We start from the raw sequence: 13477 nt of genomic DNA, 5'->3' as shown, positions 1-13477 counted from the left end.
GGGGTAGCATCGACCGCGCGAGCAGTTCGCGAGGAGGGCGGCCGATGCGGGCGACGGCACAGGCATCCCGGCACCTCGTGCCCGCGACCTGGTGGGGCCGGGTGCAGCTGGCGGTCAACGAGTTCGCCGGATCCAGCCCCTCCCGATTCGCCATCATCGTCTTCGCGGGCCTGATCCTCATCTTCACCCTGCTGTTCTCCCTGCCGATCTCGGCAGCGAGTCACACGGCCACTCCGCTCTCGGACGACCTCTTCACGGCCGTCTCGGTCATCTGCGTCACGGGGCTCTCGACCGTGGACATGGCGAACCACTGGTCCGGCTTCGGTCACCTCGTCGTCTACTTCGGCGTGCAGATCGGTGGCGTCGGGGTGCTGACGCTGGCATCCATTCTGGGCATGGTCATCTCCCGCAAGCTCGGCCTGCGCGCCAAGCTGATCGCGGCCAGCGACAGCAACCCGCTCCGGGTGCATGCCGGTCCCGTCGCCGAGGGACAGGCCGTGCGACTCAGCGAGATCGGCAGCCTGCTGCGCACCGTCGCACTGAGCGCGGTGGCGATCGAGCTGGTCGTCGCACTCGTGCTGTTCCCGCGGATGCTCGCACACGGCTTCTCGCTCTACGACAGCGCGCTCAACTCGCTCTACTACTCCGCCATGGCGTTCACGAACACCGGGTTCACACCCAACGAGAGCGGGCTCGCGCCGTTCGCCACCGACTACGTCTTTCTCACCGCGCTCATGGTCGGCGTCGTCGCGGGTGCGATCGGATTCCCCGTGATCTACGCGCTGGCGCGCAACCTGCGCAGAAGACGCCGCACCTGGAACCTGCACGTCAAGCTCACGCTGCTGACTTTCGGCCTCCTCCTGGTGGCGGGCTGGATCCTCTATTACGCACTGGGCGCCGACAACGCGCAGACATTCGATCAGGGCGGTGACGGCGTCTTCCAGGCACTGTTCATGTCGGTGATGGCCCGCTCGGGCGGCTTCGCCGTGATCGACGCGTCGCACATGCACAGCGCCGGCCTGATGGTGACCGACATGCTCATGTTCGTGGGCGGAGGGTCGGCATCCACGGCGGGTGGCATCAAGGTCACCACACTGGCCGTGCTCTTCCTGGCCGCGTTCGCCGAGGCGCGCGGTCACGAGCAGATGGAGGCGTTCGGCCGTCGCATCCCGACCGATGTGCTGCGCGTCGCGGTCAGTGTCGTGCTGTGGGGCGCCACCATCGTGGCGATCTCGACTGTGACGGTGCTCGCCATCACGAAGGACTCGCTCGACCACGTCCTGTTCGACGTGATCAGCGCGTTCGCCACCTGTGGCCTCTCCACCGGGTTGACCCAGGATGCCCCGACCGGCGCCGTCTACGTGCTCGCCATCACCATGGTCCTCGGCCGCGTCGGCACCGTGACGCTGGCCGCCGCGCTCGCGCAGACGCAGCGCGGGCAGTACTACCAATATCCGGAAGAGAGGCCGATCGTTGGCTGACCGCATCAAACACGACGCCCCCGTGCTCGTCATCGGCCTCGGCCGGTTCGGCGCCGCCACGGCGGGACAGCTCGACCGCCTCGACCGCGAGGTGCTCGCCGTCGACACCGATCAGGCACTGGTGCAGAAATGGTCGGAACGACTCACGCACACCGTGCAGGCCGACGCCCGGTCGACCGAGGCTCTGCACCAGATCGGTGCACAGGACTTCGCGATCGCCGTGGTGGCCGTTGGCTCGTCCATCGAGGCCTCCGTTCTCATCACGGCGAACCTCGTCGACCTCGGCATCCCGCAGATCTGGACGAAGGCCATCTCGAAGTCGCACGGCACGATCCTGCAGCGCATCGGTGCCAACCATGTGATCTACCCGGAAGCGGAAGCCGGCGAGCGCATCGCGCACCTGCTGTCGGGACGCATGCTCGACTTCATCGAGTTCGACGACGACTTCGTGCTCGTCAAGATGTACCCGCCGAAGGTGATCCGCGGAATCACCCTCACGCAGTCGCAGGTTCGACGCAAGTACGACATCACCGTCGTGGGCGTGAAGACGCCGGGCGAGCCGTTCACCTACGCCACCGGCGAGACCGTGGTGTCCGACCACGACCTCATCATCGTCTCGGGCGCCAGTTCCGACGTGGAGCGCTTCGCGACGCTGGAGTGATACCGGTCCCCGGTGCGTCGCCGGAGGCGGCGGTCCCCGGTGCGCCGCCGGAGGCGGCCCCGTCACTAATTCAGGCCATATCGAGTCAGACCGATATATCTGCGGGCTGAGGCTCCTGCGCCTGAATTGGTGACGCTGCCTCGGCCAGCACGGTGCCACCGGCGTCCGGCGTCCGGCGTCCGGTGAGCGGCGTCCGGCGTCCGACGTCCGGCGGCCGGTTTCCAGCGTCCGCTGTCCGCTGTCCGCTGTCCGGTGAACGGCGACGGCTCAGCCGGCGGCGAGTTCCCTGGCCCGCGCGAGGGCGGCGTCCGTGGCGCGGGTGAAGACCGACTCGAGGTCGGCATCCTGCAGCACGGCCACCGCCCGCTCGGTCGTGCCCTTCGGGCTCGTGACCTGGATGCGCAACTCCGTCGGGGTCTTGTCCGACGCCTCGAGAAGATACGCGGACCCGATGAATGTGCCGGTCACGAGCTCGCCCGCCTGCTCCGGCGTGAAGCCCTTCGCCACGGCCGCCGCGGTCAGCTGCTCGATGAGCAGGAAGACGTAAGCCGGACCCGACCCCGAGATGGTGCTGAGGGCATCCAGCTGCGATTCCGGCACCTCGACCACGGTGCCCACGGTCTCGAACAGCCGCCGCACGAGAGCGACCTGGTCGGGCGTCGACCGCGTTCCGGCGCTGACACCCGTGACGGCCCGGCCGACGACGGCGGGGGTGTTCGGCATCGACCGCACGACAGCGACGGATGCCGGCAGCAGCTCCTCGAAGCGCGCCACGGTCACGCCCGCGGCCACGCTGACCACGATGGCGTCCGACTCGACGGCGTCGGCGATCTCGGCCAGCAGGTCGGGCACCATCGCGGGCTTCACCGCCACCAGCACGATGCCCGCACCGGCCACGGCCGTGCGGTTCGCCCCTGGGTCGTCCTCGGTGGCGAGCGCGGTCACGCCCTCGGTTCCCGCGAAGGATGCCGCCGCCTGCGCACTCCGGTTCGTCACCACGATCCCGCCCTCGACCCGCGCTCGTGGCCCCAGCAGCCCGCTGAGGATGGCGCGGCCCATGGATCCGGCGCCCAGGATGGCGATCTTCGGCAGGTCGACGACGTCTTCGCTCATGTGATCAGCCTACGGTCGGGCGCTCGAGCATCGCCGATCACGACGCCCCGTGCTCCCTAGGATTGGTCGCATGACCGACGCGGGGAGCCCACGGGACGAGAACCCACGGGACGAGAACCCACAGGCCGAAAGCCACGGCTCCGGCGACAAGGACGGAGGCACGGACGTCGGCGCGGATACCGGCCAGAACGGCCCCGGGACGAAGGCGATCGTCGCGGCTCTTGCCGCGAACCTCGGCATCGCGCTGACGAAGTTCATCGCGTGGGCGTTCTCCGGATCCTCATCCATGCTCGCCGAGGGAGTGCACTCGCTGGCCGACTCCTGCAATGAGTTGCTGCTGCTCGTCGGAGGGCGGCGGGCGAAGCGACGGGCCGACCGCGAGCATCCGTTCGGCTACGGGCGTGAACGATACGTGTACGCGTTCGTGGTGTCGATCATCCTGTTCGCGGTCGGCGGCGTGTTCTCCGTGTACGAGGGCATCGAGAAGATCGCACAGCCGCACCCGCTCGAGGTGTGGTGGTTGCCGTTGCTCGTGCTGGTGATCTCGATCGTGATGGAGGCGTTCTCGCTGCGCACGGGCATCCGCGAGTCACGGCCGCACAAGGGCGACGGCTCGTGGTTCGGTTTCATCAGGCGAGCGAAGGCGCCCGAGCTGCCGGTCGTGCTGCTCGAGGACGTGGCAGCTCTGACCGGTCTCGCGTTCGCGTTCGTCGGCGTCGGCCTCACGGCGCTGACCGGCAACGGCGTATGGGACGGCATCGGCACGGTGTTCATCGGCGTGCTGCTCGTCGTGGTCGCCGTCGTGCTCGGGGTCGAGACGAAGAGCCTGCTGGTCGGCGAGGGGGCGAGTGAAGCGGATGCCGCGGCCATCGAACGCGCGATCCTCGCCGGCGGTGAGACGGAGCGCGTCATCCACCTGAAGACGCTCTACCTCGGGCCCGAGGAACTCCTCGTCGCGGCGAAGATCGCGCAGCCGTCGACGCGATCGCTGCAGGAGGTGGCCAGCGCGATCGACGCGATGGAGGCGCGCATCCGCGACGCGGTGCCGATCGCGCGCACCGTCTACCTCGAGCCGGATGTCTATCACGAGGACTCTCGAAGCCCTTCCGACGCGCGCTGACCGCGCTCTCGCCGCCTCCCCTGCCCCTGCGCGAAGCGTGCAACATCCCATCGGAAGGCCCGATCGGAACGCCCAATCGGAACGCCCAATCGCAACGCCCAATCGCAACGCCCAATCGCAACGCCCAATCGCAACGCCCAATCGAAGAGATCCCGTCACTTTTTCAGGCCATTTCGGATCAGATCGATATATCCGACGCCTGAGCCGGCTGAGCCTGAATTAGTGACCGGGGCCCTTCGACTCGCCGCGCTCGCTCAGGGAGCAGGGGGCGACCGGGGCCCTTCGACTCGCTGCGCTCGCTCAGGGAGCAGGGGGCGACGGGGACCCTTCGACTCGCTGCGCTCGCTCAGGGAGCAGAGAGCGCAGCGAGCTCAGCGGCGGTCGGCGAAGAATTGCTCGAGGAGCGTGGCACAGGCATGCTGTTCCACGCCGCCGTACACCTCGACGCGGTGATTCAGGCGGCGGTCGCGCAGCACGTCGTAGACGCTGCCGGCCGCACCGGCCTTGTCGTCCCAGGCGCCGAACACCACCGTCGGCACCCGCGCCGAGAGGATCGCGCCCGCGCACATCACGCACGGCTCGAGTGTGACCACGAGGGTCGCGCCGCTCAGGTGCCAGTCCCCCGTCGTCTCCGCCGCCCGGCGGAGCGCCAGCACCTCCGCGTGCGCCGTGGGATCCTGCCGCGCCTCGCGCTCGTTCCGACCGGCGCCGAGGACTCGGCCCGCATCGTCGAGGACGATCGCGGCGACCGGAACGTCACCCGTGTCCAGGGCGCGGCGTGCGTCGGCGACGGCTTCGCGCATCCACTCCGCGTGATCGATGGCCGCCGACAGCATAGATTTGAGCCTATGCGAGTGCACGTTGCCGATCATCCCCTTGTCACCCACAAGCTGACGGTGCTGCGCAACCGTGAAACGCCGGCTGTGACGTTCCGCGCCCTCGTCGAAGAGCTCGTCACTCTGCTCGCCTACGAGGCGACCCGCTCGGTGCGCGTGGAGCCCGTCGACATCGTGACACCGGTCACCACGACGACCGGCGTGACGCTCGCCGAGCCGAAGCCGCTCGTCGTGCCGATTCTGCGGGCCGGACTCGGCATGCTCGAGGGCATGGTGAAGCTCGTGCCGTCGGCCGAGGTCGGTTTTCTCGGCATGGTGCGCAACGAGGAGACGCTCGAGCCGGCGACCTATGCCGAGCGACTTCCCGACGATCTCTCGAACCGGCAGTGCTTCGTGCTCGACCCGATGCTCGCCACGGGCGGCTCGCTCAGTGCAGCCATCGAATTCCTCTTCCAGCGCGGAGCGGTGGATGTCACGGCCATCTGCATTCTCGCCGCTCCAGAAGGCATCGCGGCCGTGGAGCGCCTCACCGAGGGGCGCGACGTGACACTGGTGCTCGGGGCCGTCGACGAGGGACTCAACGAGCACGGCTACATCGTGCCCGGACTCGGCGATGCCGGAGACCGCCTGTACGGCCTCGTCTGAGTTTGTTTTGTGCGCCGGTCCCCGCCCGGCGCACCGCAGTCGACATCACAGACAGCCGTCCCCGGCGACGTCCACGCCGCCGCCTCGCAGAGCGTCCCGCCTCCGCCCGGCGCACCGCAGTCGACATCGCAGACAGCCGTCCCCGGCGACGTCCACGCCGCCGCCTCGCAGAGCGTCCCGCCTCCGCCGGTGGTATCCCAGATTGACATGCCGCGACGCGTCCGCTTTACTTGCAGACATGACTGCACCCACGCGCTCCCTGACCTCCTTCGAGGCCCCTGGGCACGCCGGCATGATGATGCCCGGCCGCGCTGCCGTCATGTGCTGTCGAATGTGTCGCTGATCCGGACGACCTTTCGCCGAGCCGTCGCCAGCTGACCAGTCGAGTTTCGTGAGCAGGGCAGAGTCCCTCTCTATGAGGCCCGCAGGCAGTACCCGCGCGAGACATCCCTCGCCTGAGCGACGCTCCCTCAGTGAAGCCCCGTCGGCGCACTCCGCGCAGGCTTCCACCCGCCGCGATCGCGGCACCAGCACCGAACCCGCTCCAGCCCTTTCTCGCTCCAGGCGGTACGGGTTCTTCGCATCATCATCTTTCGAGGACTCACTCCCATGTCTCTTGCCACCATCACCCCGCTCACCGATTCGACCGCTCTCGCCTCGCGCCGCGCCGCCCTGAGGCCGGCTTCCACGGCGACCCTTCCGCCAGCACCCGCCGCTGAGCCGAAGGCCGCGCGCACTCTCTCGGCCGCGAACACCACCGCAACACCGACCGAGCGCGTCGCGGCGCCCGGCCGTTCGGGGCATCCGCGCCAGGTCGATCCATCCCGTGTCGAGCACGTGCAGCCGCTTCCGGCGCAGCAGCGCAACCGTCCCGCCGCACCGGTGGCCGACGCTCCGGCTCCGGTGCGCATTCGCGCCGTGCCGACGGGAACCCGCGCCCGCGGGTTCGCCCTCTACGTCGGATTCGACGAGGACAAGGCAGCCGAGGCGGGCACCGACCTCGGCCACGTGGTGGAGGCGCTGAGGCGTCTCGCTGCCGAAATCGCTCCCGGTTCCGAGACCTACGCCGCCGTCGCGCTCGCCTCCGAAGCGGCCGGCGGCCGCGACATCGACGTCGTTCGCCTCGCGCTGCAGGACCCGGCCGCTGTCGCCAAGAGCCGCCCGGCCGTCGACCCCGCGCAAGACCGCGCGTCGGGCGTCATCGTCGACATCTCCCGCAAGCGTCTGCTGCTCGACAACGAGACCGTCGGGCTCACGTACAAGGAGTTCGAACTGCTGCAGTACCTGGTGCTGCGCGAGGGGCGCACCATCGAGCGCGCCGAGTTGATCTCCTCGCTCTGGCAGGCGGGCGAGGATGAGGTGCCGAACGAGCGCACCATCGACGTACACATCCGTCGACTGCGTTCGAAGCTGGGTCGTTACGAGGACATCGTGCGCACGGTGCGCGGGGTCGGCTACCGGTTCGACCGGCACGCGGATGTCGTCATCCGGCACACGAGCGCACCGAGTCCCGACCTGTTCTGACTAGAGCCCGAGCAGCTTCTGCTTCGCCGCTGCGAACTCCTCATCGGTGAGCACGCCCTGCTGATGCAGGGTGGCCAGTCGCTGCAGTTCCGAGGTGAGGTCTCCCCCGGCCGCGGCAGGAGCTGCCGGTGCGGCCTGAGCGGCCTGCTGGTCGGCGACGGCCTGCTGTGCGGCGGCCTGCACCTGTTGTTGCTGCTGCTGCGCCTGGAACTCCTGCTGTTGCTGCTGTTCCTCTGCACGGCGCTGCCTGCTGGCGGCCATGCCGCCCGAGACGGCCGTTGCCGTTCCCGCGACCACGGCGGTGCGGGCGGCCAGCCCGATGAGCCCGGGACGTCCTACTCGACGAACGAAAGGCATTGTCTTCTCCGATCTCGTGTGTTCCGGCGCGGGCGGGTCATCCGGCACGTACCTGCGCGACGACCTCGTTGACGACCGGTGCCGGGATGCGCTCGCTCGCGAGCACCATGCCGCCGGATGACGCCAGCCGGGATGCGAGCTTCTTGGCCCACAGCAGCTCCACGACGAGCAGTTCGGCACTCGTTCCCGGATCCAGAGACTCCGCGAAGTACTCGATGTCCTCGTCGGCGGCGAGCCCAGAGAGGTCGAGGTCGGCGTCTTCGAGTCCGTAGGCGTCCGAGGCATCCTCGACCTCGATGGTCTCCACGTCGCCCTCGAGCGTGCGGGTGACCAGGAGTGCGTCGATGACGCGCACGGCGCCGTCGCGCACGAGCTCGCGCACGGCATCCACCACGCCGGGATCGGGAGCCTCCCCCCGGAAGCCGACGAGCACGAGCTCCACCGGACCGAATTCCAACTCGCTCATGGGTGTGTCCTTCCCTGACTCCACCAGCATGCGCTTGCTCGTCGCGAATGCGTCACCCGGGCAGGATGAACATGACCCCGGGAGGCTACGGCACCAGGATGATCTTGCCGCGCACCGAGCCGGATTCCCCCGCGCGTTGCGCGTCGGCGGCCTGGGCCAGCGGGTAGACGGCTCCGATCTCCACCTGGAACGTGCCGTCGGCGAGACCCTGCAGTGCCACGTCGAGGCCTTCGGCCCGCAGCGCCTCCTGCTCCTCGGTGAGCGGCACCGGGCTCCCTCCCGACCAGGCCTGGATGCCCAGCTCCGCCGCGCGCGGGCCGGCCACGATCGTGCCGATGCGCGAGCGATCCGCGACCAGTTCGAAGGATGCCTGCAGCGCGTCATCCGTGCCCGCCATGTCGAGCACATAGTCCACCCCCTGCGGCACAGCCTCGCGCACCCGATCGACGAGCCCGTCTCCGTATTCGAGCGCGATCGCGCCCAACTCCCGGACACGGTCGAGGTTGCGGGCGCTCGCCGTGCCGACGACGGTCACGCCGCGCTCCCGCGCGAATTGGACCGCCGCCTGGCCGACCGCACCGGACGCCCCGTGGATGAGCAGCACGTCCCCCTCGGCAGGACCGAGTGAGGCGACCACCTGATAGGCGGTGCCGGCGGGGATGCCGAGGGCGGCGGCATCCTCGAAGCTCACGTTCCGCGGTTTGCGCACCAACTTGCCGGCGGATGCCACGAGCTCGCTCGCGTACGCACCCGCCGCGCCGCGCACGACGACCTCGTCGCCGACGCTCCACGCCTCAACGCCCTCGCCCACCGTTGAGATGACGCCGGACGCGTCGAAGCCGACGCGCCGGGGCTTGTCGATCGGGTCTGACGGTCGCGTGCCGCGTCGTAGCTTCATATCGATCGGGTTCACGCCGGCGGCCTTCACAGCGATGAGAACCTTGCCCGCTCCGGGAATCGGATCGGGCTTTTCCGCCACCTCGAGGACCTCGGGACCGCCGAATCTCGTGTATTGGATCACCGTCTGCATACGACCTCCTCGATGTGGTGGGCGTCTCTCACGATAGGCGAGCGGGCGCGACGGTACCTGCGCAGCGGCGCTGACGGCTCGTGGCCCAGCGGTGCGACAGTGCCCGACTCAGCCGGTGGCACCGGCCTCCGGCAGCGCGCCCGTGAGGTAGCCCTGCACGGTGGGACCGATGTGGGCGACGATCCAGTCCGGCTCGGCGGACGCGATCGGCTCCCAGTGCAGCACGTAGCGCGTGAGCAGGAGCCCCGCGATCTGGCTGGCCAGCAGCGCGGCTCGCGTCTCCACCTCGTCGTCGTTCGGCGCGAACCGGGTGACCACCGGACGGATCGCGCGATCCAGGACGAACCCGCGCAGCTGGCCGGCCAGCGTCGCGTTGCGGGTCGCGCTGCGCAACAGCCCGCTGAGCACCGAGGCGTGGGCGTCCCACACGCGCAGGAGGGTCTCGAGAAGACGGCGGGCGGCATCCTCGGGATCGACGTCGAGCACCGGGCGCACCACTTCGCCTGGGTCGACCTGCAGCGCGGTCACGGCCTCGAAGAGGCCGCCCTTCGACCCGAAGTAGTGCGCGATCATCGCCGGATCGACGCCGGCGCGATGGGCGATCTCCCGCGTGGTGCCGTCGACGCCGCGGTCTGCGAACACCGCGCGCGCGGCATCAAGGAGCTCCTGCCTGGTCGTCGACTTGCCCGGCCGCCGGCCGCTCATGCTGCGGCTCCGGCCCGGACGCCGGTGCCATCGTCGCCATCGTCGCCGTCGCCGTCGACGCCGCGGGCGGCGCCGTCGTCCAGAAGCACCATCGTCTCCTCGAGGGTGGGCGGCACGGGCTCGATCGACGCCGGGATGCCGGCCAGCGCTCCACGCACCTGCTCGCCCAGGGCATCCACCGCGCCTCGAGAGGCCACTCGCACGTCACGCCCGCTGAGCATGATGGGCAACCCGGATCGGTCGAGTGCTTCGAAAGCCCGCTGCCAATCGTCGCTGCGCACGAGCACGGCCGAAGCACCGCGCACGAGATCGGCGACGACGCCGGTGCCGACGAGGCGACCCTGCGAGAGCAGAACCAGCCTGGTGCACTGTTCGGCTTCCTGCAGGTAGTGCGTGGTCACGATGACGGCGCGGCCGGCATCCGCCTGCGAGTGAATGACGTCCCACAGCCGGGCGCGCGCCAGCGGGTCGACGCCGGATGTGGGCTCATCGAGCACGAGCAGCTCAGGCTCATGCCCGAGGGCGAGCGCGAAGGCGAACTGCCGCTGACGGCCGAGTCCGATGGCGCCGACGACGGCCGATCGCACCTCCTGCAGTGACGGCGGGAGCGCGTCGTTCAGCTGCGATTTCGGGATGCCGTACACGCGAGAGAAGAACTCGACGTTCTCGCGCACGCTCAGGTTCGTGTAGAGACCGAGGCCCTGCGGCACATAACCCAGCCGACGGCGGGATGCGTTGTCGGGCGGGGCGCCGAACAGCGTCGCGTCGCCGGCGTCGGCACTCTCGAGCCCGAGCAGGATGCGCAGCAGCGTCGTCTTGCCCGCGCCGTTCGCGCCGATGAGTCCGACGACCTCTCCAGGGTGCACGTCGATGCCGACGTCGTCGAGGGCCGTGTGGCGGCCGAAGCGTTTGGTGATGTGGACGGCGGCAGCGGTCGGGCCCTTCGACTCGCGCGGCTCGCTCAGGGTGGTCGCGGAGTTCGGGCTGGCCGGGGAACCCAGGGTGGTCTGGGAGTTCAGGGTGGTCTGGAAGCCCAGCGGGTCCTGGGAGCCCCGTCGGTTCCGGGAGCTCAGGTGGCGCGCGGGACGCGGGGTGGCGGCGTCCGAGTGTGCAGCGGCGGCCGAGTGTGCAGCGGCGGCCGAATGTGCAGCGGAAACGGAGGAGGCCGCGAGGGACAGGGCGATGAGGGCGTCCTCGAAGTCGGGCCGCGCGATCGGGACCCGCTCGGGCACGTCACCGGAATCCGTGAATCCACTCGCACTCACGATGTCGACCGCCGGAATCCACGCGTGACGCTCCGTTCCGCGGCGCCAGGTCTGCACGTCGGCGGAGAGCGCATGCTGCGGTGCACCGGCGAGCGCACCGTGAACATCGTCGAGGCGCACGATCGTACCCGGCACCGACGCGACGATCTCCTCGGGAGTGCCGGCCGCGAGCATCCTGCCGCCCTCGAGCGCCAGCACAGACGCCGCCCGCTGCGCCTCGTCGAGGTAGGTGGTGGCCATCAGCACCGCGGTGCCCTCGCTCGCGGTCGTCGAGATGAGACGCCACAGCTCGACGCGACTCACCGGGTCGACGCCCGTGCTCGGCTCGTCGAGAAGCACGAGTTCCGGCTCATGCAGAATGGCGAGCACGAAACCGAGCTTCTGCCGCATGCCTCCGGACAATGCCTGCCCGAGCCGATTCCGCGCCGCCACGAGCCCGGCGCGTTCGAGCAGGTCGCCCGAGCGCGCACGGATGCGTGAGCCGGGCATCCCGTAGGATCGGCCGACGAACTCGACGTTCTCGGCCACGGTCAGGGTGGGCCAGACGCCGGATGTCGCGGGCTGGTATCCGAGGCGCTCGCGTTCCACGGTGCGCACATCGCCGGACTCCGCGCGTACCCGATGCGCGAGAACGCTCAGCAGAGTGGACTTGCCGGCCCCGTCGCCGCCGACCACGGCCGTGACCTGGCCGGGGCGGACATCCAACGACACATCGTTCAGCGCGGTGACGTGGCCGAACCGCACCGTGAGGCCGTTGACACCGAATGCGTCGGGCATCAGACGACCTCGGTGACGCGGCGAGACGGGGTGCCCGCGTGCTCGGGATGTGGCTGCTTGACCGGCGAGATGCTGCGGCTCAGGCGCACCACGGCGAGTCCGAAGATGATGACCGCCATGCCGGCCAGGACGACCAGCGGGAACCAGAGAGAGTCCCAGTCTGCACCGCGCACCATCACTCCCTGCGAGATCATCGTGAACCAGGTGAGCGGCAGGCAATAGCCGATCCAGCGCACGCCGGCCGCCATGGCCGAGAGCGGGAAGATCATTCCCGAGAGCAGGATCTGCGGCAGGAGCACCATGAAGGCCAGCTGAATGGCCTGCCCGGTCGTCTTCGACACCGAAGAGATGAGAACGCCGAGTCCGAGCACGACGAAGAGGAAGATCGCGGCACCCACGATGAAGATCAGTGGGTCGCCGTTGAACGGCACTCCGAACAGCAGCAGTCCGAGCGCCGTGATGAGCACCATGTCGACGCAGGCGAGCAGGAAATACGGCGAGACCTTGCCCAGCACCACCGCGCTCGCGCGCAGCGGCATCACGGCGAGCTGCTCCAGGGTGCCGGCCTCGCGCTCGCGCACCAGGCCGATCGAGGTGATGATCGTGCCGATGAACGTGAGGATCAGGCCGATGATGGCGGGGAGCATCACCCAGGAGGTCTTGAGATCCGGGTTGAACAGCGTCGAGACAGTGAGAGTCAGGGGTGCGGCGGATGCCTGTTGCGCGGATGCCTGTGCGCTCGTTCCCGACGCGTCGCTCTGCGACCCGGCACCCTGCTTCTCGCCGAGCGCGCTCCGCTCAGCGGCTTGGGCCCGCCCCGTCTGCTGCGCCAGCTGCTGCTGCACCTGCGCGAAGATCGTCTTCGCCGACTGCGCCGCGAACAGGTTCGATCCGTCGATGTAGACATGTGCCTTGGCCGAAGGAGCAGCGGCGCTCGCGGAGGTGCCGGATGGGATCGCGTAGATCGCGACATCGGCGAGGTCATCGCGAAGCTGCCGGGCGCCATCCGCTTTCGTTCCGTGGGTGTCGGTGACTGTCACGTTCAGGTGGTCGTTCAGCTTGGCGTTGTCGTGGATCAGCTTCGTCACCGTCTGCGCCTCGCTGCCGTAGACGGCGACCGAGAGGTGGTCGACGGTGAAGTTGGCGGCGTATCCGAAGATGACGAGCAGCAACAGGGGCATGACGACCAGGAGTGCGAGCGTGCGGCGATCACGTCGCAGTTCCTGGAACTCTTTCAGCACGATGGCGCGCATGGCGGCCTCCCCTGTGACGCATCGGCGGTGTCACGCCGACGGCACGTCGACGACGCGTGTGCGCCGTCCCGGTTAACAATTCATCGCGTGATGAATTCTGTCAAGAGCTGCGTCTGCTGCCCGGAGTGTGCTGCTTCAGTCGCTTGCGTTCTTGAGAGCCACCGAGTGCCTTTGGGCACGGACAAGGCCCGCGCAAGCCTGACGGTGGCCTGCGCAGCACAAAGCGCTGGAGCCGAGGCGGTCA

At 69.2% G+C, this 13477-nt stretch carries 13 protein-coding genes; 5 read left to right on the top strand and 8 right to left on the bottom strand.

Annotated features, from left to right (window positions below):
* Positions 1 to 44: 44 nt before the first annotated feature.
* Both H623_RS0107130 and H623_RS0107125 read left to right on the top strand, forming a co-directional pair.
* Complete coding sequence (locus H623_RS0107130; protein WP_022900255.1) at positions 45 to 1481, top strand: TrkH family potassium uptake protein; 1437 nt, start codon at positions 45 to 47, stop codon at positions 1479 to 1481.
* Positions 1474 to 2142, top strand: coding sequence for a potassium channel family protein (locus tag H623_RS0107125; RefSeq protein ID WP_022900254.1), 669 nt, complete (start codon positions 1474 to 1476; stop codon positions 2140 to 2142). The genes H623_RS0107130 and H623_RS0107125 overlap by 8 nt, the downstream gene beginning before the upstream one ends.
* A gap of 267 nt (positions 2143 to 2409) precedes the next feature.
* Here the strand turns inward: H623_RS0107125 and proC are convergent, their stop codons facing one another.
* Entirely contained in the window at positions 2410 to 3255 is an 846-nt protein-coding gene (proC, locus tag H623_RS0107120) for a pyrroline-5-carboxylate reductase (RefSeq protein ID WP_022900253.1), read from the bottom strand.
* 70 nt (positions 3256 to 3325) lie between these two features.
* Here proC and H623_RS0107115 point away from each other — a divergent pair, with 70 nt between their 5' ends.
* Positions 3326 to 4375: a cation diffusion facilitator family transporter gene (locus H623_RS0107115; RefSeq protein ID WP_022900252.1), complete on the top strand. Its 1050-nt coding sequence runs from the start codon at positions 3326 to 3328 to the stop codon at positions 4373 to 4375.
* A gap of 371 nt (positions 4376 to 4746) precedes the next feature.
* Here H623_RS0107115 and tadA read toward each other — a convergent pair whose 3' ends face one another.
* Positions 4747 to 5211: a tRNA adenosine(34) deaminase TadA gene (gene tadA / locus H623_RS0107110; protein WP_022900251.1), complete on the bottom strand. Its 465-nt coding sequence runs from the start codon at positions 5209 to 5211 to the stop codon at positions 4747 to 4749.
* Positions 5212 to 5223: 12 nt separating this feature from the next.
* On the opposite strand from tadA, the gene upp reads away from it, so the two are divergent.
* Positions 5224 to 5856, top strand: a complete 633-nt coding sequence (gene upp / locus H623_RS0107105) for a uracil phosphoribosyltransferase (RefSeq protein WP_022900250.1) — start codon at positions 5224 to 5226, stop codon at positions 5854 to 5856.
* Between the two features lie 837 nt (positions 5857 to 6693).
* The gene (locus tag H623_RS0107100; RefSeq protein ID WP_051143146.1) at positions 6694 to 7380 is read left to right on the top strand and encodes a winged helix-turn-helix domain-containing protein; all 687 of its coding nucleotides are present in this window, start codon (positions 6694 to 6696) and stop codon (positions 7378 to 7380) included.
* Here the strand turns inward: H623_RS0107100 and H623_RS0107095 are convergent, their stop codons facing one another.
* The 6 genes from H623_RS0107095 to H623_RS18445 all read right to left on the bottom strand — a co-directional run bounded on the left by H623_RS0107095 (position 7381) and on the right by H623_RS18445 (position 13233).
* On the bottom strand, positions 7381 to 7737 hold the full coding sequence (locus H623_RS0107095; RefSeq protein ID WP_026940043.1) for an SHOCT domain-containing protein: 357 nt from the start codon (positions 7735 to 7737) through the stop codon (positions 7381 to 7383).
* A 37-nt stretch (positions 7738 to 7774) separates the two neighbouring features.
* Positions 7775 to 8203 carry a DUF6325 family protein gene (locus H623_RS0107090; RefSeq protein ID WP_033371582.1) on the bottom strand — a complete coding sequence of 143 codons (429 nt, stop codon included), beginning with the start codon at positions 8201 to 8203 and terminating at the stop codon, positions 7775 to 7777.
* A gap of 85 nt (positions 8204 to 8288) precedes the next feature.
* Complete coding sequence (locus H623_RS0107085; protein ID WP_022900246.1) at positions 8289 to 9233, bottom strand: quinone oxidoreductase family protein; 945 nt, start codon at positions 9231 to 9233, stop codon at positions 8289 to 8291.
* 108 nt (positions 9234 to 9341) lie between these two features.
* On the bottom strand, positions 9342 to 9938 hold the full coding sequence (locus tag H623_RS0107080) for a TetR/AcrR family transcriptional regulator (RefSeq protein ID WP_022900245.1): 597 nt from the start codon (positions 9936 to 9938) through the stop codon (positions 9342 to 9344).
* Positions 9935 to 11980, bottom strand: coding sequence for an ATP-binding cassette domain-containing protein (locus tag H623_RS22165; protein ID WP_022900244.1), 2046 nt, complete (start codon positions 11978 to 11980; stop codon positions 9935 to 9937). The genes H623_RS0107080 and H623_RS22165 overlap by 4 nt, the downstream gene beginning before the upstream one ends.
* A complete protein-coding gene (locus H623_RS18445; RefSeq protein ID WP_022900243.1) occupies positions 11980 to 13233 on the bottom strand; it encodes an ABC transporter permease in 1254 nt (417 codons plus the stop codon). Before H623_RS18445 ends, H623_RS22165 begins: the two co-directional genes overlap by 1 nt.
* Positions 13234 to 13477: the final 244 nt, after the last annotated feature.

The sequence above is a fragment of the Humibacter albus DSM 18994 genome, assembly GCF_000421825.1.
In the GTDB taxonomy this organism is placed as follows: Bacteria; Actinomycetota; Actinomycetes; order Actinomycetales; family Microbacteriaceae; genus Humibacter; species Humibacter albus.
This window is presented reverse-complemented; position numbering and strand designations above follow the sequence as displayed.